General features: G+C 70.5%; 23 protein-coding genes. 10 read left to right on the top strand and 13 right to left on the bottom strand.

Annotation, left to right across the window (positions count from 1 at the left end):
* Positions 1–436 precede the first annotated feature (436 nt).
* The 7 genes from D7X30_RS00915 to D7X30_RS00885 all read left to right on the top strand — a co-directional run bounded on the left by D7X30_RS00915 (position 437) and on the right by D7X30_RS00885 (position 7,044).
* On the top strand, positions 437–1,075 hold the full coding sequence (locus D7X30_RS00915; RefSeq protein WP_120560939.1) for a TetR/AcrR family transcriptional regulator: 639 nt from the start codon (positions 437–439) through the stop codon (positions 1,073–1,075).
* Between the two features lie 20 nt (positions 1,076–1,095).
* Positions 1,096–1,995, top strand: a complete 900-nt coding sequence (locus D7X30_RS00910) for a sterol desaturase family protein (protein WP_120560938.1) — start codon at positions 1,096–1,098, stop codon at positions 1,993–1,995.
* A gap of 180 nt (positions 1,996–2,175) precedes the next feature.
* Positions 2,176–3,765 (top strand): glucose-6-phosphate isomerase, encoded by a 1,590-nt coding sequence (locus D7X30_RS00905; RefSeq protein WP_120560937.1) that lies wholly within the window; start codon positions 2,176–2,178, stop codon positions 3,763–3,765.
* Between the two features lie 954 nt (positions 3,766–4,719).
* Entirely contained in the window at positions 4,720–4,944 is a 225-nt protein-coding gene (locus D7X30_RS42530; protein ID WP_233591297.1) for a hypothetical protein, read from the top strand.
* 120 nt (positions 4,945–5,064) lie between these two features.
* Entirely contained in the window at positions 5,065–5,646 is a 582-nt protein-coding gene (locus tag D7X30_RS00895; protein ID WP_120560936.1) for a class I SAM-dependent methyltransferase, read from the top strand.
* A 57-nt stretch (positions 5,647–5,703) separates the two neighbouring features.
* On the top strand, positions 5,704–6,474 hold the full coding sequence (locus tag D7X30_RS00890; RefSeq protein WP_120560935.1) for an SDR family NAD(P)-dependent oxidoreductase: 771 nt from the start codon (positions 5,704–5,706) through the stop codon (positions 6,472–6,474).
* A 42-nt stretch (positions 6,475–6,516) separates the two neighbouring features.
* Positions 6,517–7,044 (top strand): hypothetical protein, encoded by a 528-nt coding sequence (locus D7X30_RS00885; RefSeq protein WP_120560934.1) that lies wholly within the window; start codon positions 6,517–6,519, stop codon positions 7,042–7,044.
* Here D7X30_RS00885 and D7X30_RS00880 read toward each other — a convergent pair.
* From D7X30_RS00880 to atpG, 10 genes are all read right to left on the bottom strand, one after another.
* On the bottom strand, positions 7,034–8,044 hold the full coding sequence (locus D7X30_RS00880; protein WP_120560933.1) for a cytochrome d ubiquinol oxidase subunit II: 1,011 nt from the start codon (positions 8,042–8,044) through the stop codon (positions 7,034–7,036). The two genes, D7X30_RS00885 and D7X30_RS00880, sit on opposite strands and share 11 nt — an antisense overlap.
* Entirely contained in the window at positions 8,034–9,380 is a 1,347-nt protein-coding gene (locus D7X30_RS00875) for a cytochrome ubiquinol oxidase subunit I (protein ID WP_233591390.1), read from the bottom strand. The genes D7X30_RS00880 and D7X30_RS00875 overlap by 11 nt, the downstream gene beginning before the upstream one ends.
* 36 nt (positions 9,381–9,416) lie before the next feature.
* Entirely contained in the window at positions 9,417–9,914 is a 498-nt protein-coding gene (locus tag D7X30_RS00870) for a hypothetical protein (RefSeq protein WP_120560931.1), read from the bottom strand.
* On the bottom strand, positions 9,911–10,315 hold the full coding sequence (locus D7X30_RS00865; protein WP_120560930.1) for a phage holin family protein: 405 nt from the start codon (positions 10,313–10,315) through the stop codon (positions 9,911–9,913). The genes D7X30_RS00870 and D7X30_RS00865 overlap by 4 nt, the downstream gene beginning before the upstream one ends.
* 193 nt (positions 10,316–10,508) lie before the next feature.
* Positions 10,509–11,540: an ADP-ribosylglycohydrolase family protein gene (locus D7X30_RS00860; protein ID WP_120560929.1), complete on the bottom strand. Its 1,032-nt coding sequence runs from the start codon at positions 11,538–11,540 to the stop codon at positions 10,509–10,511.
* A gap of 434 nt (positions 11,541–11,974) precedes the next feature.
* Positions 11,975–12,244, bottom strand: coding sequence for a hypothetical protein (locus tag D7X30_RS00855; RefSeq protein WP_120560928.1), 270 nt, complete (start codon positions 12,242–12,244; stop codon positions 11,975–11,977).
* A gap of 139 nt (positions 12,245–12,383) precedes the next feature.
* Positions 12,384–12,788: a F0F1 ATP synthase subunit epsilon gene (locus tag D7X30_RS00850; RefSeq protein ID WP_120560927.1), complete on the bottom strand. Its 405-nt coding sequence runs from the start codon at positions 12,786–12,788 to the stop codon at positions 12,384–12,386.
* Positions 12,789–12,817: 29 nt separating this feature from the next.
* Positions 12,818–13,375, bottom strand: coding sequence for a hypothetical protein (locus tag D7X30_RS00845; RefSeq protein WP_120560926.1), 558 nt, complete (start codon positions 13,373–13,375; stop codon positions 12,818–12,820).
* 12 nt (positions 13,376–13,387) lie between these two features.
* The gene (gene atpD / locus D7X30_RS00840; RefSeq protein WP_120560925.1) at positions 13,388–14,833 is read right to left on the bottom strand and encodes a F0F1 ATP synthase subunit beta; all 1,446 of its coding nucleotides are present in this window, start codon (positions 14,831–14,833) and stop codon (positions 13,388–13,390) included.
* 330 nt (positions 14,834–15,163) lie between these two features.
* Positions 15,164–16,060 (bottom strand): ATP synthase F1 subunit gamma, encoded by an 897-nt coding sequence (gene atpG, locus D7X30_RS00835; RefSeq protein ID WP_120560924.1) that lies wholly within the window; start codon positions 16,058–16,060, stop codon positions 15,164–15,166.
* 273 nt (positions 16,061–16,333) lie between these two features.
* Between atpG and D7X30_RS00830 the strand changes: the two genes are divergently transcribed.
* Positions 16,334–16,981 (top strand): vancomycin high temperature exclusion protein, encoded by a 648-nt coding sequence (locus D7X30_RS00830; protein ID WP_169822710.1) that lies wholly within the window; start codon positions 16,334–16,336, stop codon positions 16,979–16,981.
* Between the two features lie 115 nt (positions 16,982–17,096).
* On the top strand, positions 17,097–17,372 hold the full coding sequence (locus tag D7X30_RS00825) for a hypothetical protein (protein ID WP_120560922.1): 276 nt from the start codon (positions 17,097–17,099) through the stop codon (positions 17,370–17,372).
* A gap of 102 nt (positions 17,373–17,474) precedes the next feature.
* On the opposite strand, the gene D7X30_RS00820 is transcribed toward D7X30_RS00825, so the two are convergent.
* Positions 17,475–18,965, bottom strand: coding sequence for an SMI1/KNR4 family protein (locus tag D7X30_RS00820; RefSeq protein ID WP_120560921.1), 1,491 nt, complete (start codon positions 18,963–18,965; stop codon positions 17,475–17,477).
* Positions 18,966–19,180: 215 nt separating this feature from the next.
* Between D7X30_RS00820 and D7X30_RS00815 the strand changes: the two genes are divergently transcribed.
* Positions 19,181–19,540 carry a co-chaperone YbbN gene (locus D7X30_RS00815; protein ID WP_014400290.1) on the top strand — a complete coding sequence of 120 codons (360 nt, stop codon included), beginning with the start codon at positions 19,181–19,183 and terminating at the stop codon, positions 19,538–19,540.
* 4 nt (positions 19,541–19,544) lie between these two features.
* Here the strand turns inward: D7X30_RS00815 and D7X30_RS00810 are convergent, their stop codons facing one another.
* Both D7X30_RS00810 and D7X30_RS00805 read right to left on the bottom strand, forming a co-directional pair.
* Entirely contained in the window at positions 19,545–21,410 is a 1,866-nt protein-coding gene (locus D7X30_RS00810; RefSeq protein ID WP_120560920.1) for an ABC transporter ATP-binding protein, read from the bottom strand.
* 37 nt (positions 21,411–21,447) lie between these two features.
* On the bottom strand, positions 21,448–22,404 hold the full coding sequence (locus D7X30_RS00805; protein WP_233591296.1) for a universal stress protein: 957 nt from the start codon (positions 22,402–22,404) through the stop codon (positions 21,448–21,450).
* Between the last annotated feature and the right edge of the window lie 360 nt (positions 22,405–22,764).

Raw genomic sequence — 22,764 nt, 5'->3', positions numbered from 1 at the left:
AGCGGGAGGAGGGAGGACAGGAGCCGAAGCCAGGAGGGAGCCGACGAGAAGAGCGGTAATGGTCATATCGGGGCGGGCGGACAACCGGTGCAAGGGCTTGCGCTATTTCCCTTGGATTTTCGCCCAGTCCCGAACGGATCACTAGCAGCCGAGCCACGCCCCGCTCCGTCCCAAGGGGGCGACCCTTGACCACACTCCAGAGGGAAAATGGCCCGAAAGCACAGGAGCGCCTGACTCCCTGTCTGCTCAGTTGGCAGGCATCAAGCCTCTCAAGCCTTGCCGCTCCAATCCCTGTCATCTGACCGGATATAAAGGCAGACGCCCGCCTGCTCGAATGCCCTACGGGCAGGCCTGGGCGTCCGCGGATCGCCCCCCTCCGGAACCGGCCTCCAGAAAGTGACTGGTCACTTTTTAAGTTGGCGGTTATCGTTCCGGCATGTCCCCGAAGTCCGCCTCCAAGAAGGCCGCGGCCCCGGTGCGCCGCACGCAGGCGGAGCGCCGCGAGTCGACGCGCCGCAAGCTGCTGGACGCCACCATCGAGACGCTGGTGGAGCAGGGCTATGCGCGGCTGACGACGGTGGAGGTGGCGAAGCGGGCGGGGGTGTCGCAGGGGGCGCTCTTCACGCACTTCGAAACGAAGGAGGAGCTGCTCGCGGTGGCGGTGGAGCACCTCTTCCCCCGCCTCATCCAGGACTTCCTCGCGGGCGTGGGAGCGCGTCCGTCCGGGAAGGACCGGGTGGGGGCGGCGGTGGACATGTTGTGGACGGCCTACCAGCGGCCGGAGTTGCAGGCCGCCATCGAGCTGTACGTCGCGGCGCGCACCAGCCCGGAGCTGCAGAAGGCGCTGGCGGTGGTGGATGGGCCGCACCGCCAGAACATGCACCGCGTGGCGCGCGAGCTGTTCCCGGACGTGGCCGCCACGCACCCGGAGTTCGACGGCGTGGTGGAGCTGGCGCTGGACGCGGTGCAGGGCGCGGCGGTGGGTGGAGCCGCCCGGCCTTCGGATCCAGCGCACCGCCGCATGTTGGACACGCTGGCGCGCTTCATGCGCATCGCGTTCGCACCCAAGGATTGATTCGCAGGAGGTCAGCAGCCATGGACATGTCGCACATCCCCGACCTCATCACCCCGGCCATCCCGGTGTTCGTCATCACCGTCATCGCCGAGGCCCTCTGGGTGCGGAAGCTGCGGCAGGAGCGCGGCGAGAGCATCAAGGGCCACACGTGGAAGGACACGTTCGCCAGCCTCTCCATGGGCCTGGGCAACGTGGCGGTGAGCGTGTTCTGGAAGGGCGTGGCGTTCGCGGGCTACGCGGCGCTCTACCACCTGACGCCCTTGCGCCTGGGCCACGGGCTGATGGCGTGGGTGCTGCTCTTCTTCCTGGAAGACCTCTGCTACTACGCCTTCCACCGCGTCCACCATGAGAGCCGCTTCTTCTGGGCGTCGCACGTGGTGCACCACTCCAGCCAGCACTACAACCTGTCCACGGCGCTGCGGCAGACGTGGACGCCGATGACGGGCTGGGTGTTCTGGGTACCGCTGGCGCTGCTGGGCTTCTCCCCGGAGATGATCGTCACGCAGCAGGCGGTGAGCCTGCTGTACCAGTACTGGATCCACACGGAGGCCATCGACCGGCTGCCGCGCCCGGTGGAGTGGCTGTTCAACACGCCTTCGCACCACCGCGCGCACCACGCGTCCAACGCGGCCTACATCGACGTGAACTACGCGGGCATCCTCATCATCTGGGACCGCCTCTTCGGCACCTTCGTCCCGGAGACCGAGCGCCCCATCTACGGGCTGACGAAGAACCTCACCACGCACAACCCGGTGCGCATCGCGTTCCACGAGTTCGCCGCCATCGCGAGGGACGCGGCCCGCCCGGGGCCGCTGAGCCAGCGGCTGGGCTACATCTTCCGCAACCCGGCCTGGAAGCCCAAGGGGGCATCGCAGCCGGCGGAGACTCCGCCCGTGGAGGCCGCGCCCTCGGCACCGTAGGGCCCGCGCCCTTCCGGGTGGAGGACAGCTGAGGGGTGGAAGCGACGTCCAGGCGACGTCCAGGCAACGGGGACCGCGACATCGTTGCGTCCGCGCCGTGCGGGCCTTGCTACGGTGCGCCGCGACGGTTCTGGCGGGCGCCGCGCATGAGGTCGGCGCCCCTTGCAAGGGAGTCGGGTCATGACGGAGCGCGAGTTGTGGGAGCGGTACCAGCGGCACCTGTGCGTCGTCCCTTCCTTGGGGCTCACGCTGGACATCTCCCGCATGAACTTCGGCGCGGACTTCCTGGACGGGATGCGCTCGCGCATGGACGCGGCGTTCCAGGCCATGGACGCGCTGGAGAAGGGCGCCATCGCCAATCCGGATGAGAAGCGCCGCGTGGGCCACTACTGGCTGCGCGCCCCGGAGCTGGCGCCGGAGGCGGAGCTGAAGACGGCCATCACGGACATGCAGGCCCAGGTGGCCGCGTTCGCGAAGGACGTGCACGCGGGCAAGGTGAAGCCCGTGAAGGCGCAGAAGTTCACGCAGGTGCTGATTGTCGGCATCGGCGGTTCGGCGCTGGGTCCGCAGCTGGTGGCGGACGCGCTGGGCAGCGGCCGGGACGCGATGCAGGTGCACTTCCTGGACAACACGGACCCGGACGGGATGGACCGGGTGCTCAACGGCCTGGGCGAGCGGCTGGCGGAGACGCTCACCGTGGTCATCAGCAAGTCCGGCGGCACCAAGGAGACGCGCAACGGCATGCTGGAGGCGGAGGCCGCCTACAAGCAGCGCGGCCTGGACTTCGGCGCGCACGCGGTGGCGGTGACGGGCGACGGCAGCGAGTTGGACACCTACGCCAAGGGCCACAAGTGGCTGCGCACCTTCCCCATGTGGGACTGGGTTGGCGGGCGCACGTCGGTGATGTCGGCGGTGGGGCTCCTGCCAGCCTGGTTGCAGGGGCTGGACGTGGACGGCTTCCTCGCGGGCGCGAAGGACATGGACGCGGCGACGCGCGTGCATGACGCGGCGGCGAACCCGGCGGCGCTGCTCGCGCTGATGTGGTTCCACGCGGGCGGCGGCAAGGGCCAGAAGGACATGGTCATCCTGCCGTACAAGGACCGGCTGATGCTGATGTCCAAGTACCTCCAGCAGCTGGTGATGGAGTCGCTGGGCAAGGAGCTGGCGCTGGACGGCAAGGTGGTGAACCAGGGCATCGCGGTCTACGGCAACAAGGGCTCCACGGATCAGCACGCCTACGTGCAGCAGCTGCGCGAGGGCGTGAACAACTTCTTCGCCACCTTCGTGGAGGTGCTGAAGGACCGGGACGGCAAGTCCCTGGCGGTGGAGGGCGAGAACACCAGCGGCGACTACCTGCTCGGGTTCCTGCTGGGCACGCGCCGGGCGCTGTTCGAGAAGGGCCGCGAGTCGATGACGCTCACCGTGCCGGACGTGAGCGCGCGCACCGTGGGGGCGCTGATTGCGCTGTACGAGCGCGCCGTGGGCCTCTACGCGAGCCTTGTGAACATCAATGCCTATCACCAGCCGGGCGTGGAGGCGGGCAAGAAGGCCGCGGGGCGCGTGCTGGAGCTGCAGGGCAAGCTGCTCTCGAAGCTGAAGGCGGCGAAGGCGGAGGCGCGGTCGGCGGATCAACTGGCGCAGGACATTGGCGCGGCGGATGAAGTGGAGACGGTGTTCAAGCTGCTGCAGCACCTGTCCGCGAACGGCGACCACGGCGTGAAGCGCTCGGGTGGAGTGCGTCCGGCGGAGGCCCGCTTCCAGTCCGTGTGACAAATCATTGCCCGCCAGGGCAATGCCTGACGGTTCCAGGCCACGGCTAGCCTGGACCGTCATGGGCCGAGCACACGCTGTGGGGCTGTGGCTGTGCGTCCTGGGCGGGCTGGCGGCATGCCCGGACGTGCACCGCCCGGGCGGCAAGCTGGACCGGGCGGCGCACAAGGATGCGGTGGAGCAGATCCCGAGATCCATATGCAGTGAGGAGGTTTATAGGCTGCTCTGTCCCGATGACGCCGAGCCGAGCGAGGAGTGCATCGCGCGGTGTGGTGGCCCATGACGCGGCCCTGGCACGTTCCCGCGAGCTTGGTGGCTTGCCTCGTCCTCCTGGCCCCCGCCCTCTTCGTCCTCCAGCAGGTGCGGGAAGCCAGTGCGACCCCCAGGCCGGAGCCGGCGGAGGGTCTGGTTCCCATGCTGACCTACGACGAGCGGATGCGGCGGGTGACCTATCACCACACCTGCTCGAAGCAGGCCGACTGTGAAGCCCCTCTCGTCTGTTACCGCGACATCCGCTTCCGGCGCTATTGCACGGACAGCGCCTGCACGGCCGACAGCCAGTGCCCCGAAGGGCAACGATGCACGAGCCTGCCGGTCCCCAGCGCGGGCGGAATCCTGGTCAGGCTCTGCGCGCTCGTTGGCATTCGCCAGGAGGGGGAACGCTGCTTGGAGACCGCTTTCGATGCGACCTCCGCATGCAGGGCCGAGTTCGAGTGCGTGGGGAGGGATGGCTACTGCGCTCGTGCCTGCACCCCTGGCCAACCCGGGGCGTGTTCGGAGGGATTCTTCTGCGCGGACGTGAAGCCGAAGCCCTCGTGTCTCCCTACGTGTGAGGAGCACGGCTGCCCTCAGGGGGAACGCTGTATCCCCTTCGCGGAAGGCACCTCCATCTGCGCATCCATCTATGGTCCGAACTGCCTGGATACCCCCTGTCCCGAGGGCCGCAAATGCGAGGTGGTCTCGCACTCGAAGTTCCCGGGCAAGGTCTGGGCGGAATGCATCCAGCGTTGCTCCGCCACGAACCCGACGTGCGGCGAAGGACAGGTCTGTGACCGCTACCACTGCATCCAGGCCTGCGACCCGAACGGCCCCAACCCCTGCGCCGAGGGCTTCCACTGCGACCGGCGCGGCGAGAAGTTCCCGTGGTCCTGTCAGCCGGACACCTGGCGCGGCGGTTGATCAGCGCCCGACGCTCTGACTGCCCCAGGGTCGACACCTTCATGGCCCTAGGCGCACGGGATGTGGAGGGCCCGGACGGGTCCCATCGTGAGGATTCGACATCCTCCAGGACCCCTCTCGATGAAACCTTCATCCGTCTTCCTGCTGGCCCCTCCCCTCCCCACTCGAGAAGCCGAAGACCCGTGGCCCTTCGCCGCGCACGGCTGTGTGCGCAGCCGCGATGACGTCACCCTGGCCTCGCTCCCCCGCGCGCGCTACCGCTCCGCCCTGGAGATTGGCGGCGGCATCGGCCTGCTCACGGAGAAGCTCCAGGCGCGCTGTGACGCCCTGCTCTCCGTGGAGACCTCCGACTCCGCCCAGGCCCGCGCCATCCACCGCTGCCGCCACCTGTCACACGTGCGCTTCCAGCAGATGAGCGTGCCGGAGCGCTACCCCGAGCAGACCTTCGACCTCACCCTCGTGTCCGGGCGCGGCGCCTGGTGGAGCCTCCCGGAGCTGGCCCTCGCGCAGCAGCGCATCCTCGAACACCTGGAGCCCGGCGGGCACCTGGTCCTGGTGCACTGGACCGGCCAGACGCGCGACATGCGCTGCAGCGGCCACGAGGTCCACGACGCCTTCCGCCGGCTCGCCCCCAGGCGCCTGCGCCACCTGCGCGGCGAGATGGAGGGCACCTGGCGCCTGGACATCTTCGAACGGCTTTGAACGCCCCCGGTGAATCCCGTCCCCCACCCGGCCCGGGCCAGCGGTAGAAGGGACGGTATGGAACTCGGAATCACGGGGAAGTCGGCGCTCGTCACCGGCAGCAGCAAGGGCATCGGGCGGGCCATCGCCATGGTGCTGTCGCGCGAGGGCGCCCGGGTGTGCATCTGCGCGCGCCACCCGGAGCAGTTGGAGGTCCTCGCGAAGGAGCTGCGCTCCGAGGGCGCCCAGGTGGCGACAGTGGTCACGGACGTGGCCACGCAGGAGGGCGCGTACCTGGCGGTGGACTCCACGGTGCGCGCCTTCGGTTCGATGGACATCCTGGTGAACAACGTGGGCGGCAGCGGCGGCGCGGGCGCCTTCGACGCGGCCAGCACCCAGCAGTGGAACGACGTCATCCAGCGCAACCTGATGTCCGCTGTGTGGTGCAGCCAGCGCGCGGTGCCGCTGATGCGCCAGTGCGGCGGCGGCAGCATCGTGCACATCAGCTCCATCTTCGGCCGCGAGTACGCCACCAGCGCGCCCTACAGCGCGGCCAAGGCGGGCCTCATCGCGCTCACCAAGGAGATGGCCGTGGACCTGGCGTCCCAGCGCATCCGCGTCAACGCCGTGGCCCCGGGCTCCATCTTCTTCCCTGGCGGCAGCTGGGACCGGCGCAACCAGCACGACCCGGAGGCGGTGTCCAAGATGGTGCGCGAGCAGATTCCCTGGGGCCGCTTCGGCACGCCCGAGGAGGTGGCGGACGTGGTCGCCTTCCTCGCCTCGGAGCGGGCGAAGTGGGTGACGGGCTCCACCGTCCCCGTGGACGGCGGCCAGGGCCGTGCCTACTGAACCCGGTTGCGGTATGGAGTCCGCGCGAATGAGGCCAATGCATTGCTGAAGCTCTACAAGAAGGACGGCGACACCCTGCGCTACTGGGAGGCATGGGAGCACGAGGGTGTCGTCACGGTGCACTGGGGCACCGTCGGTGATGGAGGCGAGCAGAAGGCCGTTCCCGTCCCCCCGGACGAGGACCCCGACATGGTCATCGCTCAAGAGGCCGAAGCCCTGGTGGACGCCGGCTACGACGAGCCCGAGCCGGACTCCATGTCCGTGCTGCTCGTCGAATACACCGTGCAGGGCAAGGGCACCGGCCACGACTTCGAGCAGCGCAACGCCGTGGAGGAGCTGCTCACGGACGCGCTCGGCTGGACGGGCAACGGCGAGGTGGAGGGCGGCGAGACGGAAGAGGGCGTCATGCGCGTGCACTGCCGCGTGATGGACCCCGACAGCGCCGCGCGCACCGTGGTGGAGGCCCTGGACTCGGAGGACCTGCTCGAAGGGGCCCGCGTGCTGGTGGCGCGAGGCGATGAGAAGCCCCGCGTCGTGCACCCGCCGCTGTTCCCCGTGCTCAAGTCGTAGGCTGGCCCCGGGGCCCGAAGACGCGGAACAGCAGCACCAGCGACGGCCCCACCGTCACCAGGCCCACCCCGAGCGCCACCAGGAGCAGCCGCTGCACCACCGGCTGCGCCGCGGCGCTCTGGAGCGTCAGGTGCGGGTAGACGAGGTACGGCGCCTGCGACACCGCCCACCCCAGCACGATGAGCCCGCCCTGCGTGGCCGCCGCCACCCGCGCGGCCCGGAAGCGCCGCGTCCACAGGAGCCCGAACGCCGTCACCGCCGCCACCGCGGTCCCCACGTGCAGCGCCAGCGCGAACGGCGTTCGTGACAGCCCGAGCCAGATGCGGGGCGCGCCCTCGCGCGACAGCAGCAGGGCGGCCAGGGCCAGCGGGAACAGGAGCCCGCCCGTCACCAGCGCCCGGCGCCGGAAGTCCTCCGCCAGCTCCGGCGTCCGCGCTTCGTGCGTGAGGTACACGGCCGCCAGGAACGCGAACAGGCCCAGCGTCAGCACGCCCACGGACAGCGCGAAGGGCGACAGCCACGACGCGAAGAAGCCGCTCACCACCGCGTGCCCCTGCATGCGGATGGCGTCGCTGGCCACCGCGCCCACGCACATGCCCAGCAGCAGCGGCGCCACCACGCTCGCCACGCTGAACACCACGCCCCAGCGGCGCTCCACCGCGTCCCCGCGCGTGTCGTAGGCGCGGAAGGTGAACGCCGTGCCCCGGAACACGATGCCCAGCACCAGCAGCGTCAGGGGAACGTGCAGCGCCACGCTCAGCGCCGCGAAGGCGCGAGGAAAGCCGCTGAAGAGCAGCACCAGCCCGACGATGAGCCAGACGTGGTTCACCTCCCACACCGGGCCGATGGCGTGGGCGATGAGCGCGCGCTGCTCCGCCTTGCGAGGCCCGCGCGCCAGCAGGTCCCACACCCCACCGCCGAAGTCCGCCCCGCCCAGGAGCGCGTACAGCACGAACGTGCCCGCCACCGCGAGCCCCAGCACCGTCGTCTCAATGGACATGGGCCACCTCGCCATCCGCGGGCGCGCCGGGCGTCTTGGACCCGGGCAGCGTGCCCGCCACCTGCCGCCAGAGCACGAAGAGCACCGTCACCCCGAGGAACAGGTACACCGCCGTGAAGGTGAAGAACGGCGCGGCCAGGTGCGGCACCGGCGTCACCGCCTCGCCCGTGCGCATCACGTCCCGGACGATCCACGGCTGCCGGCCCCACTCCGTGACGAGCCACCCCGCCTCCAGCGCCACCAGCCCCAGCGGCCCCGCCCAGAGCCACGCGCGCATCATCCCCTTGCCGTGCGGCCACTCGCGGCCGCGCCACCGGCGCCACAGCGTGGCCAGCGCCAGCAGCGCCATCAGGGTGCCCGTGCCCACCATCACCTGGAAGGCCATGTGGACCTTGGCCACCGGCGGCCAGACGTCGCGAGGGAACTCGTTCAGCCCCTTCACCTCCGCGTCTGGATCCGCGAACGCCAGGATGGAGAGCCCCTTCGGCAGGTCGATGGAGCCCGCTACGGTGCCCGTCTCCACGTCCGGCCATCCGCCCACCCGCAGGGGCGCGCCCGCCTCCGTGTCGAAGTGCGCCTCCATCGCGGCCAGCTTCACCGGCTGCTCGCGCGCCACGTGCTTCGCGGACAGGTCCCCCACCAGCGGCTGCGCGAGCGCGGTGACACACGCGAGCGGCAGCGCGATGGACAGCGCCTTCCGGTGGAACCCAGCGCCCGGGTGCTTCAGGAGGATGAAGGCGTGGATGCCCGCCATCGCGAACGCGCTGGCCTGATAGCAGGACAGCAGCACGTGCGCCGTCTGGTACTGCCAGCCAGGGCTGAACATGGCCACCAGCGGCTGCACGTCCGTGGGCCCCGACGGCGTGGGCGTGAAGCCGGACGGGTTGTTCATGAACGTGTTCACCAGCGTGACGAAGAACGCGCTCGCCGCGCCGCTCACCGCCACCATCACGCCGCTGAACAGGTGCAGGCCCGGCGACACGCGCTCGCGGCCGTACAGGTAGATGCCCAGGAAGATGGCCTCGGTGAAGAAGGCCACGCCCTCCAGGCTGAAGGGCAGGCCAATCACTTCGCCATAGCGGCCCATGAACTCCGGCCACAGCAGGCCCAGCTCGAACGAGAGCACCGTCCCGCTCACCGCGCCCACCGCGAACAGGATGGCGGTGCCCTTGGCCAGCTTCTCGCTGAGCTTCCGGTAGTCCGCGTCCCCCGTGCGCCGGTGCTTCAGGTCGCTCAACACCATCAGCACCGGCAACGCCACGCCGGCCGCCGCGAACACGATGTGGAACGCGAGCGAGAGCCCCATCTGCGCGCGCGCATAGAGCAGGTCCGTCATGGACATCAGTCTGCTTTATGCGCGCATTTTACGCATTCAGGATTTCTTATCCTTGTCCGCAGGCACCTTGGTAATGGCCCGCGAGGGCACCAGGGTCTGGATGGAGTTGCGGGCCACGGCGGTGGCGAGCGACGTGGCGAAGATCATCACCACCTTGCGGCCCAGCTCCGCGCCCAGCGGCTTGTCCTCGATGCTGGTGGCCACGCGGTCCGGGTGGGCCCAGGCGCGCTCCAGGGCCCTGCGGCGCTGGCGGCGCACGCGCTCGTCGTGGTGGCGGGCTCGGTAGATGGCGAACCCCACACCCAGGCCCACCGCCACCAGGGCGGCGGCGCCCACGGTCATGAGCAGGTCCTTGTTCTGGTTGACGTGGTAGCGCACGTCCGTGGCGCGGGTGCGCCGGCGGTCCAGCTCCTCCAGGGTGAGCAGCAGCTCGTCGCGGATGCGGTCCGCGGTCTGCTCCACCTGCTCGCGGTCCCCCATGCGCCTGGTGATGGCGTGGTCGGCGTGCGCTTCGGTCTCGGGTGCCTGGCTCATTGCAGCGTCTCCCGGGTCATCTGGAGGTCCGTCTTCAAGCGTTCCTGGGTGTGGACCAGCGGCTTCTTGGGAATCCGCTTCGTGCCCAGGAACAGGAGGAGGCCGGCCACGGCCAGCAGCACCACGCCCACGATGAGCACGCCCACGGCGGCTCCCAGGGGCAGCGCCAGGCCCAGCGCGACGAAGAGCACGGCCAGGGACGTGAGGGCCAGCACGGCCCCGGCGCCCAGGAAGATGCCCGCCAGCTTGGCCGCCTGCAGCTCCTGCTTCAGCTCCTTCTTGGCGTGCATCACCTCCGCCTTCACCAACAGGCGGGTTTCCGACAGCGCGTGCCGGATGAGTTCGGGGGTGGAGAGCGTCTCCAGCTGGCTGCGCTCCAGGCGTTCTGATTCGAGATCCACGACCGTGCCTCCGACAGGATGACTTCCAGGGCATCACCGCTGGACGCCTGCCTGGCGTCCCGGCTGTCCCGGGTCTGTCCCTCAAGGTGGTCAGGAAGGGTGTGTGGGAGAAGTCCCGCCGCACACCCCATCCACGTCCGGCTGCCTGCCTGGTGCCCCCACCCTTCCGGGCGGAGCGGGGCGGGGCTGGCGGCTAGCGGCGGGTCTTCTGATGCGCGATGGCCGTGGCCAGCGTCTCGCGCACCTGGCGGGCCCGGAACAGGCGGTCCGAGGTGTCCAGCAGGTTCTCCGCGTACAGCACCTGCTTGCGCAGGCGGGCCGGGATGGCGCGGGTGCCCAGGTGCGCGCCCAGCAGGGCGCCGGTGAGGGCCGCGGCCACGTCCGCCTCGCCGCCGCAGCGCAGCGTGAGGACCACGGCCTCGCGGAAGTCGTGCGGCACCTTCAGCGTCGCGTACAGCGACGTGAGCAGCACCGGCACCACGTGGCACGGCAGACCGTCCACGCCCTTCAGCTCGCTGGGGGGCACGCCCACCTTGCGCAGCTGGTTGAGCGCGCGCTGGGTGTCCCACGTCAGCAGGCGCGGCAGGTGGCGGATCTCCTCCGCCAGGTTCTTGTCGTGCACGGCGGCGGACAGCGCCAGGGCCTCGCAGAAGGCCGCGGGCGTGAGGGCCTCCTGCTCCATGCCCAGCGCCACGGCCTGCGCGAACGCGGCCGCGGCGGCGGCGCAGACGGGGTCCTTGTGCGTGATGACGGTGAGCACGCCCGCGTCGTGCGGCAGGCGCGCTCGCTGGCCGCTTTCGAAGAGCCCCACCACCAGCGCGCGGCTGAGCACCGACGGGCACTTCGTGCCGAGCGGAGCCCCCGCGCTCATCCACGGCGTGCCGCTGGCCAGCCGCTGCAGCGATTCCGACAGGCTGCGCGGCGGCTGGAGGATGATGCCCTCCTGCCACAGCCACGCCAGGTGCAGCGCCGCGCTGCGGCCGTCCACCTTGCCCTCGCGGATGACGCTCTCCGCGGCCGCGAGCAGGAGCTGCGTGTCGTCGCTGAACTGGCCCTTGGCGAACTTGCCGCGCGGCCGGGGCGCGAAGTCCTCCGCCAGGCCGGGCAGCCGCGCCAGGCTCGCCGGGGGGATGCCCCTCAGCGGAAAGCCGAGCGCATCCCCAATGGCGAGCCCGAGAAATGCCGCATGGAACCTGTCCTGGCGGTCTGCGGGAGTCAGCGGCATCGGAGGGGCGGAGATTACCCGAGCCTCAGCCAAGGACGAGCACCGAGATGAACGCTGCGAGGGCGCGCGACGTGATGGCGGATCGATCATGGGGCCTTGACGTGCACGGAGCGGGTGCGGTGGAGCGCTGGACAAGAAAGGTCCCGCTGGATTGCACCACGCGCGTCGCCACTGTCCGCCTCCTCTGCCGTCACCACGGCGCAACCGGGGGCGCGGTAGCTATCGCATCCCGCTGCGTTTCAGCAAGCAGGCGGGCCTGTTGAAACGCGCGAGCACGCGTGCATGTCCAACTTCGAATGCTGCGCATGGACCGAAAGGGACGCACGGGTGGCCGCGCGTGGGTGCGCAAGGCGCCGTGCGCGTGCGCTGCCCACGGGCTCAGGTGTTCACCTTGACGCGCGCGACTTCACTTCGTCCACGCGCGTGCACGCGGATCACGCGTCGTCGCGGCCCAGGTTCACCACCGCCATCAAGCGCGCCACCACGGCCTCCGCGCCCTGGTGCAGCCGCGTGCCGTCCCACAGCGCGGGGGACGTATGGCCGCCGCGCTCGCGCCAGTCCTTCTCCACCTCTTCGTAGGTGAGGTTGCGGAAGCGCACCCGGTCCTCCAGCGCGTGGTCCGTGACGAAGCGGCGCGCGGTGGCGGACGGAGGATCCGCGATGCGGTGGAACAGCTCCAGGACGGGCGACTCGGGCGTGCTCATGACTTGAGCCGCATCATGCGCCGTCCGAGCCCCGGAACGCGAAAAGGGTGGGGCGCCGGCCCCCACGTCCTTGGGGGATTCGGAGCACCACCCTTCCGGTGCTGCACGCGCGCCCGGGAAGGGGCTCGCGGGTGAATCCCTAGCGGGACTCGGAGGCGCTGATGCGCGCGGCCTCGCGGCGCACCGCGGCCTGCTCCAGCGCGTAGCGCGCGTCCGCGGCGTTCAGGTCCTTGAGGCGCGCCTGGGCCTCTTCCATGCGGCGGCGGGCACCCGCGACGTCGATGCCGTTGACGTGCTCGGCGGCGTCCGCCAGCACCAGCACCTTGTCGTTGCTCACCTCCACGAAGCCGCCCGCCACGAAGTAGCGGTCCTGCTTGCCCGCCTCGATGAGGGTGAGCGTGCCCGGCTCCACCAGCGACAGGAACGGCGTGTGGCCGGGACGCACGCCGAACAGGCCCTCTCCGCCCGGCACGATGGCCTCGTCGGCCTGCACGGACAGGATGCGCTTCTCGGGGGTGACGATCTCGACAGTCAGCTTGGCCATGAAGGTCCTCGTGCTACCGCACTACCGCATCAGAAAGTCAGCCGCTGGGTCTGCGCGCCCACCGGCTCGAACTCCAACACCCCGGCGTCCGTCAGGCGGGGGCCCTTGCCCGGGATGCCCAGCGTGCCCTCCAGCCACTTGAGGTGGTGGGCCAGCTGCCGCACTTCCGGAAGCTGCTTCGTCGTCATCAGCTCCGTCAGCCGCCGCTCCTGGAGCTTCTGCCCGGTGCGGTCGAACTGGGCCGCCACCATCACCCGCGCCCACGCCAGGCTCTGGCCCTTCGGCTTCTTCTTGCCCTTGCTGGGGAGCGGCTTGCCCTTCTCCACCAGCGGGTAGAGCACCCAGACCTTCTCCCCGTCGTTGGACGCGAAGTAGAGGTCATCCACCGTCCCCACGCACACGTCCGCCGACCAGAGGGGCCCGCTCTCCTTGAGCACCTCCAGCCGGCACTTCCCCACGCCCACGTCCACCGAGCGGACGCTGTAGAGGCCGTTCGCGCTCACCCGAGCCCGGCTGCCGCGCTCCCCCGCCAGGGCGGAAGGCGCGGCACCACAGACGAGCAAGGCGAGCGCGACGGTCAGGCGCATGGGAGCTTTACCTTACGCCGCCGCCAGCCTGCTGGCCTTCTCCCGCGCCTCTTCGATGGTGCCCACCATGTAGAAGGCGGACTCCGGGAGGTCGTCGTGCTTGCCGTCCACGATCTCCTTGAAGCTGCGGATGGTGTCCTGGAGCTTCACGTAGCGGCCGTCCAGGCCCGTGAAGACCTTGGCGACGAAGAACGGCTGGGACAGGAAGCGCTGGATCTTCCGGGCGCGCGCCACGGACAGCTTGTCCTCTTCGGACAGCTCGTCCATGCCGAGGATGGCGATGATGTCCTGGAGCTCCTTGTAGCGCTGCAGGACACCCTGGACGCGGCGGGCCACGGAGTAGTGCTCGGCGCCCAGCACGTCCGCGGACAGGATGCGGCTGGTGGAGTCCAGCGCGTCCACGGCGGGGAAGATGGCGAGCTCCGCGATGGAGCGGCTGAGCACCGTGGTCGCGTCCAGGTGGGCGAACGCGGTCGCGGGGGCCGGGTCCGTCAGGTCGTCCGCGGGCACGTAGATGGCCTGCACGGAGGTGATGGAGCCCTTGGTGGTGGAGGTGATGCGCTCCTGCAGGCCGCCCATCTCCGTGGCGAGCGTGGGCTGGTAACCCACCGCGCTGGGGATGCGGCCCAGGAGGGCGGACACTTCCGAGCCGGCCTGGGTGAAGCGGAAGATGTTGTCCACGAAGAGGAGCACGTCACGGCCCTCCACGTCGCGGAAGTACTCCGCCATGGTCAGCGCGGAGAGGGCCACGCGGGCGCGGGCGCCGGGCGGCTCGTTCATCTGGCCGTACACGAGGACCGCCTGGCTCTTCTCCAGGTTGTCGGTCTGGATGACCTTGGTCTCCTGCATCTCGTGGTACAGGTCGTTGCCTTCGCGGGTGCGCTCACCGACGCCGGCGAACACGGAGAAGCCGCCGCGCTCCACGGCCACGTTGCGGATGAGCTCCTGCAGGAGCACCGTCTTGCCCACGCCGGCGCCGCCGAACAGGCCGATCTTGCCGCCACGGGTGTAGGGGGCGAGCAGGTCGATGACCTTGATGCCGGTCTCGAACATCTGCACGCGCACGTCCTGCTCCGTGAACGGAGGGGGGGCGCGGTGGATGGGCCAGTACTCGGTGGCGTTCACCGGGCCCATTTCGTCCACCGGCTCGCCGGTGACGTTCATGATGCGGCCCAGGGTGGCCTTGCCCACCGGCACCTGGATGGGGGCGCCCGTGCTGCGCACCGGCATGCCGCGGCCCAGGCCCTCGGTGGAGTCCATGGCGATGCAGCGCACGGTGTTCTCGCCCAGGTGCTGCGCCACCTCGATGGTGAGGTTGTCCTTCTCCGCGCCCAGGTTGGGGTTGGTCAGCTTGAGGGCGGCGTACACCTCAGGGAGCCCGCCGGGCGGGAACTCCACGTCGACCACGGGGCCGAGAACCTGCGTGATCTTGCCAGTCGTCGGGACTTGAGCGCTCATGGGACTCCTCTGCCTTGTCTCGTGTGGCGAGCGGCCGGGGCGCCGCCGCCCGTCAGGAAATCGAACCCCGAAGAGGGGTGTGGGCGGGCCCCCTTTACCGGGGGGTGCCCGGCAGGGTCAAGCCTCCCGGGTCCGCGCACGTAAGTCCCGCTTAGCGGAGCGGTGTCCCGTACGCCAGTCCCTTGCCGTGTCCCTCTGCCCCGCCTGCCCGGTGGGGGGCCTGAGTGGGGGTCTGGAAACACGAAGGGCCCGTGCTGCCAAGCGCTCGTGGGAGCGCGAAGCATCGGGCCCTTGAGTCTGAAGCCGGGGGACGGCCGGGTGGGAGGCGGGCTACTTGAGGGCCTCGGCGCCGGAGACGATCTCCATGAGCTCCTTGGTGATGACCGCCTGGCGGGTGCGGTTGTAGAGCAGGGTGTAGCTGGAGATCATGTCCGTGGCGTTGTTGGTGGCGTTCTCCATGGCGCTCATGCGCGCGCCCTGCTCGCTGGCCACGCTCTCCAGCAGCGCCCGGTACAGCTTGATGTTCACCGCCTGGGGCACCAGCCGGTCCAGCACGGCCTGGCGGGACGGCTCGTACTTGAAGTCCACCAGGGCGGGCGCGGCGGCCACGGTCTCCGGGGTGGGCGTGGCGGCGGCCTTCGCCGTGGCGGGCTGCAGCGGCAGCAGCTGCGACACGACCACGTTCTGGGTGATGGCGGAGACGAACTCGTTGTAGACGACGTAGACCGCGTCGACCTCGTCGTTGAGGAAGGCGGCGGCCAGCTCTTCCGCGACGTTGGCGGCGGAGCGGTAGTTCAGCGTCGCGTACAGGCCGGCGAAGTCCTTGCGGATGGACTGGCCGCGGTTGCGGAAGAAGTCGTTGCCCTTGCGGCCCACCGTGGAGACGCGCACCTGGAGGTTGCTGTTCTCGTACAGGTAGCGGTTGGCGCGGCGGATGACGTTGGAGTTGAAGCCGCCGGCGAGGCCGCGGTCGGACGTGAGGAGCAGCAGCTCCACGCGGCGGATGGGGCGGGTGGCGAGCAGCGGGTGCGCCAGCTCCTGGTCGGCGGAGCGCACGGCCAGCTCGGAGATGATCTGCTCCAGCGTCTGCGCGTACGGGCGGGCGGCGAGGATGGCGTCCTGCGCCTTCCGGAGCTTCGCGGCGGAGACCATCTTCATGGCCTTGGTGATCTGCCGCGTGTTCTTCACCGAGCGGATGCGCTTGCGGATGTCGCGAAGGGACGCCATGGACCGGAAACTCCTCTGAGACGTGCGGCGCGCGCCCCGTGACAGCCCGGGCTGGCCATGAGGGACGGCGGGCCCCCTATATAGGCGGGGCGGGGGCCGGTCAACGGCGGGGTGCCCGGACGTAGCCCCCCTGCCGGCCTCCAATAGCCCGCCGCCACAGCCGTCCGGGGGCCGGGCGGGCGTGACCAGTTCCCGGCAGAGGACCGCGGGTGGTGCTTTCCGAGCGGGGGGCGCCGGAAGAGAATGGCCCCTTCCGACTGTTCCGCGGGGTCCATGAAGGCTGGCGGCACGACCAGGGTGTGGGTACGCAGGGGCCTGGGGCTGCTCGGGCTGGCCCTGGCCGTCCTGCTGGGTCTGTCCCACTTCGTGCGCCTGCGCTACCAGGGCCGCATCGTGCCGCTGGCGGTCGCGCCGGAGGCCCCCGTGGCCCTGGTGTTCGGGGCGGGGCTGGCGCCGGGCGCGGTGCCGTCGCCGGTGCTGGCGCAGCGGCTGGACGCGGCCATCGCGCTCTGGCGGCAGGGCAAGGTGCGGTCGCTGCTGGTGAGCGGGGACAACTCCGCGCCCTTCCACAACGAGACGCGGGCCATGCGGCGCTACCTGCTGGAGCACGGGGTGCCGGAGGACGCGGTGGTGGGGGACGAGGCGGGGCTGTCCACCTACGACAGCTGCCTGCGGGCGCACTCGGTGTTCGGCGCGAACCGGGCTGTGCTCGTCACGCAGCGCTTCCACCTGTCGCGGGCACTCTTTATCGCCAACTCGGTGGGCATCGACGCGTGGGGCGTGGCGGCGGACGAGGGGCGGGCGACTCCCTGGCGCTACACGGTGCGCGAGACGCTCTCCCGGGTGCTGGCGCTGGGGATGGTGCTGCTGGAGGTGAAGCCCGGCAGCACTGACGGCCAGCCGCCGACGGCTCCTCGCTGACGGGGGGCCGGGCCCGCCAGGCAGGCGGGCGGCGTCCATTGCCGCTCCCGTCCGGGGGGCCCATTTTCGTGGGGACACGGAAGCTTTTCTCAACCGTCCCTGTCGAGGAGACCCCATGAAGTTCAACAAGCTCGGAGACGAGGATGTGGGCGAGTCCACCTCGCTGCGCCATCGGAACCCGGACACCGGAGAGGACGAGATCAACATCTCGGACCAGGACCTGGCGCTGTCGCCGCCCATGGAGGAGGAGGCGGATGCGCGGGACATCCTGCCGGATCAGATCCAGCGCTTCGGCCGGGGCGATGAAGAGGAAGAGGAGCGCGAGTTGACCGCGCAGCCCGACGAACCCGGACCGCGCGCCCAGTCGCCGGACCTGCTGCCCGAGGGGTAGCCGGGTCCAGCAGGCTGTTGCGGTGTAAAAACAGGGCGCGTCTCCGGACATGGGACGCGCCCCTTGTTTTCAGGTGGGGCCTCGAGGGAGGCCCCGTGCGACTCAGGACCTACGGCGCGAGGACTTCTTCGCGGCGGCTTTGCCCGTGGCCTTCTTCGCGGCCCCGCGCGTGGATGCGCCCTTCTTGGCGGCGGCCTTCTTCGTGACCGCGCCCTTCCTGGGGGTGGCACCCTTCTTCGCGGCGGCGCCGCGCTTCTGGGCCGCGCCCTTCGCGGTTGCACCCTTCGCAGCGGACTTCTTCGCGGTAGCGCCACGCTTCTGGGCCGCGCCCTTCGCAGCGGACTTCTTCGCGGTGGCGCCCTTCTTCGCGGCAGCGCCGCGCGTCTGAGCGCCCTTCTTCGCGGTGGCACCCTTCTTCGCAGCGGACTTCTTCGCGGTGGCACCGCGCGTCTGAGCACCCTTCTTCGCGGCGGCCTTCTTCGCGGTGGCACCGCGCGTCTGAGCACCCTTCTTCGCGGCGGCCTTGCCCGTGGCCTTCTTGGCGGCTCCACGTGCGGGAGCGGCCTTCTTCGCGGCGCCCTTCTTGCTGGCCGCCTTGCGCGATCCTGCCCTGGTGGAGCCGGCTTCGCTCGGGGCCTCCGCTTCGGAGGCTTCAGCCTTCTTCGCGGCACCCTTGCGCGTGCTCTTCCGGGCGGACTCGGACGGCACCTCCGCGGCGGCCTTCTCGCGGCGGGCCTTCTTCACGGCGGGGCGCTTGGGCTCGGGCTCCTCGAACAACTCCTCCTGCTCGGGAGCCTCCTCGTCGGAGGCTTCGGCGGCCTCGGCCGCCTCCTCACCGGTGTCCTCGGCCAGTTCCTCCTCCAGCTCCTCCTCGCTGGACACCTCGGCCTCCTCGTCCTCGGCCTCCCCGGCTTCGAACTCGTCAGCGGCCTCCGCGGCTTCGAGTTCCTCGTCCTCGCCCGCGTCACGGGCCAGGGCGGCCAGGGCGCTCGAGTAGTCGCCGCCACGGCCAGCGTGCGCCTCCTCGTCCTCCGCCGCCTGCGCGGCCGCACCGGACAGCGCGCCCTGGAGCACGGCGTTCATGGCGCGCGCGAAGGTCCGCTCCCCGAAGCTCTCCACCTCTTCCACGGGCGGAATCAGCACCTCGAGCATGTCCTTGAGCGCGCGGTACAGCCGCATCTCCTTCTTCTCGCCGTCCCAGGTGCCGAAGACCCAGGTGTCCCCGTCCAGCGCGTCCACCCAGCCGGGCAGCGGCCCGCCGCCGTCCCCCTGCTCCTCCATCGCGGACTTGCGCGCGACGAACAGGTGCCGGTGCGCCCCCTTCAGCCCGAAGCGCCACACTCCCGCCGCGGGCAGGCCCACCACCATCAGCCGGGTCTTCTCCAGGACGCTGGGCGCCCCCTCCTCGCCACGCAGCGGGAACAGCCGCACCTCGCCCTGGAACTCACCGCCGTTGAGCGCCTGGTACAGGTCCGCCAGGTCCTCGGGGAACGGGACGCCGCACTCCGTCTCCGCGCGGCGGACCTCTTCCGCCTGCACACCCTCCGAGGTCGCCTTCGCCGACTTGCGCAGTGCCTCCAACCACTCGTGCATGACCCCTCCACGACATCGACAGCCACCAGGGCTCGCACCTTACGGCGCCTTGGGCCCCCGTGAGCAGTGTGCATGTCGGGTTTCGTCCACCCGACGCCCTGTAGACATATCTGGACAACCTGACACGCCCGCCCCCTCCATCCCTCCTGGCCGCCTGCCCCGGGTCCAGGCAACCCGGATGGAAGCCCGTCCCCCCGGGCGTTAGGAAGGGCGCCATGGCGCATCCCGTAAGCATCGAGGCGACGACCGAGACCTTCGACTCGCTCGTCATGGAACCGCGCGACGAGTTGGTGGTGGTGGACTTCTGGGGCCCCGGCTGCCCGAACTGCGACATCTACGCCGCCGCCGAACCGGAGCTCCTCAAGGAGCTGGACGGCGCCCCCATGCGCGTCGTCAAGGTCAACGCCTACGAACACGAGGCCCTGGCCACCCGCTTCGGCCTGTTCGGCATCCCCACCTTCCTGCTGTTCCGCAACGGGAAGCTCCTGGGGAAGATGAGCCAGTACTACGGCAAGCCCTACTTCCTGGGCGTCATCCGGGACCACCTTCCCGGCGGCGCCAAGGCCCAGGCCTGAGCCTTCAGTCCCGGTAGCCGCGCGCCTGCAGCCGGAACAGGTGCGCGTACCGCCCGTCCAGCGCCATCAGCTCGTCGTGGCTGCCCAGCTCCTGCACCGTGCCGTTGTGGAGCACGGCGATCTGATCCGCCATGCGCACCGTGGAGAAGCGGTGCGAAATCACGATGGCGATGCGGTCCGCGGCCAGCGCCTGGAAGCGCTCGAAGAGGGCGTGCTCGGCCTCCGCGTCGATGCTGGCCGTGGGCTCGTCCAGGATGAGCACCTCCGCGTCGTCGCGCATGAAGGCGCGCGACACCGCCAGCTTCTGCCACTGGCCGCTGGACAGCTCCTGGCCCTTCTCGAACCAGCCGCCCAGCATCGTGTCGTACTGGGCCGGCAGGGCCGCGATGACGGAGTTCGCCCCGCCCTGCTCCGCCGCCCGTTCGATGCGCGGCCGGTCCTCCAGCGCGGGCACGTGTCCCAGGCCGATGTTCTCCGACACGCTGAACTGGTAGCGCACGAAGTCCTGGAACACCGCCCCGAAGCGGCTGCGCAGGTCATCCGCGTCCATCCCCGCCATGTCCACGCCGCCGTAGAGAATCTGCCCCTCCGTGGGCTCGTACATGCGCAGGAGCAGCTTCACCAGCGTGCTCTTCCCCGCGCCGTTCTCTCCCACCAGCGCCAGCTTCTGGCCGGGCTTGAGCGTGAGGTTCACGTTGCGCAGCGCCCACGCGTCCTTGCCCGCGTAGCGGAAGGACACGTCGCGCAGCTCGATGGCGTTGCTCCTTCCGCGCGGCGCTGAGACGGCGGGCAGCACCCGCGGCGCGCTCTCCAACGTGGGGATGTCCAGGTAGGCGAAGAGGTTGCTCATGAAGAGCGCGTCCTCGTACATGGAGCCCACGCTGGTGAGGATGCCCTGGAACGCGGCCTGTCCCTGCCGGAACACCGCCAGGTACAGCACCATGTCACCCACGGAGATGCCGCCGTCAGCCGCGCGGCTCGCCACGAACAGGTAGCAGCCGTAGAAGGCCGCCAGCGACAGCAGGCCCAGGCCCAGGCCCCACACCATGCGCTTGCGCGCGAGCGCCCGGTCCTCCGCGAAGAACTTCTGGAACAGCTCGCGGTAGCGGCCCAGCACCAGCGGCCCCAACCCGAAGAGCTTCACCTCCTTCACGGTGCTGTCGCGCGTGAGGATCCACTCCAGGTAGTTGAGCTTGCGGCCCTCCGGCGCGCGCCACGAGTACAGCCGGAAGCCCTCCGCCGCCAGCCGCGCCTCCGCGATGAACGCGGGGACGGACGCGGCGAGCAGCACCACCACGCTCCACGGCGACAGCGCCACGAGCAGCACCGCGTAGGTGGACAGGGTGATGACGTTGCGCACGATGCTGAACGCCTGCATCACCAGCGACAGCGGGCGCGCGTTCGCCTCCCGCCGCGCGTTCTGCATCTTGTCGTAGGTGTCCGAGTCCTCGAAGTGCTTGAGCTCCAGGTCCAGCGCCTTCTGGAGGATGCGCTCGTTGAGCAGGTTGCCCAGGTGCGCGCGCAGGAGGTCCTTCGTGAGCGTGAGGCCCCGGTCCACCACCGCGGAGGCCACCATCAGCGCGAACTCCGTGGCGACGAGCCCCACCACGCGCGAGCTCGCCGCCGCGTCGCCCTTCGCCGCGGCCACCACCGTGTCGACGATGAGCTTGCCCACCCACGCGATGCCCGCCGGCAGCACCGCCGCCACCAGCGTGAGCACGCCCAGCACCACCGCGCCCCGGGGGCTCGCCCGCCAGAAGAGGCGGAAGGTGCCGGGCAGCTGCTTGAAGAGGACGCCCGCGTTCTTCAAGCGGGCCCGGAGCGAAGGCGGGGGTGTCGGCAAGGGGCGTGGCAAGGTGCCGCCCCTCATAACGCCTCGACACCCGCCGCGCTGGACTTCCCTGCTTTCAGGAAGCCGGTGCGCCCCCGCCGTCCGGCAGGGCGGCGGGCGGGGCGGCGTGCCGCGAGATGAGCACGTCGCAGCGTGAGTGCCGCAGCACGCCCTCGGTCAACGCGGTGGGCGGATTCGCCGAGGACATGCCCAGCGTGAGCAGGTCCGAGTCGCAATCCCGGGCCTCCGCGAGGATGCACTCGCAGGGGTCTCCGAAGCGCAGGCGGATCTCCAGCGCCCGGCCCGTCTCCCGGTACGGCGCGAGGAAGCGTCCGAGCGCCCTTCGCGCCACGTCCTCATGCTCCTGCCGCAGCCGCAGCTGCTGCGTCACGGGGGCGTCCTCAAGGCGCAGGGCCTCCTCCTCGTCGCGCAGGTCCACCACGTGCAGCACCTCGATGGGGGTCGAGGCCGGACACAGGCGCATCGTCAGCTCCAGCGCGCGGCGGGACTCCCGCGAGAAGTTCACCGCGACGAGGGGCCGGTGGTAGACGCGGCCCGGGTGCGGCATCACCACCAGCACGGACGCGTCCACCTCCCGCACCAGCCGCATCACCATGGCGTCCTCCGGCAGCGGCTTCACCGGATGGACCAGGTGCGGCCGGCCCACCACCAGCACCTCCACGCCCTGGTCCTTCGCCAGCCCCGCCGCCTCGTGCGGAGCGTCACCCGTGCGCAGCTCCTCGCGCACGTCCACGTCCGGCCGCTGCCGCAGCCGCTTCGCCGCGGAGGTCACCGACCGGCGCAGGCACTGCTCGCCGTCCACCGCTCCATACGGGCCGGTGTGGCCGTCCAACCGCGGGCTCACGTGCAGCACGCTGAAGGCCGCCCCCTGCGCGAGCGGAAGACGCAGCGCGCGGGCGAGCGCGAACTCGGATTGCAGGGAGAAGTCCAACCCCACCGCCACCCGCCGCAGCCCCCGCTGTGCGCGGAGGAAGCCGTCGGGCAGCAGGGGCAGGCTCCTTCTGGAAGACACGTTTGGCCTCATCTCGACTCCCTTCCACCTCACCGCTGGGACACACCGCGCGGAAGGACCTGCCGCCTCACGCGGGCCCTCATGGACATACATTCAGACCCGTCGGTGGATGTGCCACCCGTCTTCTGCGGGGACGCTGCGTCCGCAGCCGGGCGGCGGGGCACGCGAGCGGCGTGGCCCGGCGGGACGCTCCGGCAGGGGCAGGCGGACAGGCCTTCCATCCTCTGGACGGCGTCCTTTTTCTGTAACGTTTTCAGGGCGCCGCACCGCTTCGTTCAAGGACTCCAGGGCAGGCGTGCGTTCAGGGCCGCTAATTCAACGGTTTGAGACGTTCACCGCTGGACCCTGGGGAATGGGGGC

Source organism: Corallococcus sp. AB011P (assembly GCF_003611605.1).
GTDB lineage: Bacteria > Myxococcota > Myxococcia > Myxococcales > Myxococcaceae > Corallococcus > Corallococcus coralloides.
Note: the sequence above shows the minus strand (reverse complement) of the source record. Positions and strands in the feature narration are given on the sequence as shown.

Bases quoted from the DNA above. Each gene is read 5' to 3' on its own strand.
- D7X30_RS00855 (WP_120560928.1), bottom strand. From the start codon at position 12,244: ATGAGCACGCCCGAGTCGCCCGTCCTGGAGCTGTTCCACCGCATCGCG.
- D7X30_RS00890 (WP_120560935.1), top strand. From the start codon at position 5,704: ATGGAACTCGGAATCACGGGGAAGTCGGCGCTCGTCACCGGCAGCAGC.
- D7X30_RS00910 (WP_120560938.1), top strand. From the start codon at position 1,096: ATGGACATGTCGCACATCCCCGACCTCATCACCCCGGCCATCCCGGTG.
- D7X30_RS00825 (WP_120560922.1), top strand. From the start codon at position 17,097: ATGAAGTTCAACAAGCTCGGAGACGAGGATGTGGGCGAGTCCACCTCG.
- D7X30_RS00850 (WP_120560927.1), bottom strand. From the start codon at position 12,788: ATGGCCAAGCTGACTGTCGAGATCGTCACCCCCGAGAAGCGCATCCTG.
- D7X30_RS00905 (WP_120560937.1), top strand. From the start codon at position 2,176: ATGACGGAGCGCGAGTTGTGGGAGCGGTACCAGCGGCACCTGTGCGTC.
- D7X30_RS00880 (WP_120560933.1), bottom strand. From the start codon at position 8,044: ATGTCCATTGAGACGACGGTGCTGGGGCTCGCGGTGGCGGGCACGTTC.
- D7X30_RS00845 (WP_120560926.1), bottom strand. From the start codon at position 13,375: ATGCGCCTGACCGTCGCGCTCGCCTTGCTCGTCTGTGGTGCCGCGCCT.
- D7X30_RS00915 (WP_120560939.1), top strand. From the start codon at position 437: ATGTCCCCGAAGTCCGCCTCCAAGAAGGCCGCGGCCCCGGTGCGCCGC.
- D7X30_RS00895 (WP_120560936.1), top strand. From the start codon at position 5,065: ATGAAACCTTCATCCGTCTTCCTGCTGGCCCCTCCCCTCCCCACTCGA.
- D7X30_RS00870 (WP_120560931.1), bottom strand. From the start codon at position 9,914: ATGAGCCAGGCACCCGAGACCGAAGCGCACGCCGACCACGCCATCACC.
- atpD (WP_120560925.1), bottom strand. From the start codon at position 14,833: ATGAGCGCTCAAGTCCCGACGACTGGCAAGATCACGCAGGTTCTCGGC.
- atpG (WP_120560924.1), bottom strand. From the start codon at position 16,060: ATGGCGTCCCTTCGCGACATCCGCAAGCGCATCCGCTCGGTGAAGAAC.
- D7X30_RS00815 (WP_014400290.1), top strand. From the start codon at position 19,181: ATGGCGCATCCCGTAAGCATCGAGGCGACGACCGAGACCTTCGACTCG.
- D7X30_RS00810 (WP_120560920.1), bottom strand. From the start codon at position 21,410: ATGAGGGGCGGCACCTTGCCACGCCCCTTGCCGACACCCCCGCCTTCG.
- D7X30_RS00820 (WP_120560921.1), bottom strand. From the start codon at position 18,965: ATGCACGAGTGGTTGGAGGCACTGCGCAAGTCGGCGAAGGCGACCTCG.
- D7X30_RS00875 (WP_233591390.1), bottom strand. From the start codon at position 9,380: ATGACGGACCTGCTCTATGCGCGCGCGCAGATGGGGCTCTCGCTCGCG.
- D7X30_RS00860 (WP_120560929.1), bottom strand. From the start codon at position 11,540: ATGCCGCTGACTCCCGCAGACCGCCAGGACAGGTTCCATGCGGCATTT.
- D7X30_RS00830 (WP_169822710.1), top strand. From the start codon at position 16,334: ATGAAGGCTGGCGGCACGACCAGGGTGTGGGTACGCAGGGGCCTGGGG.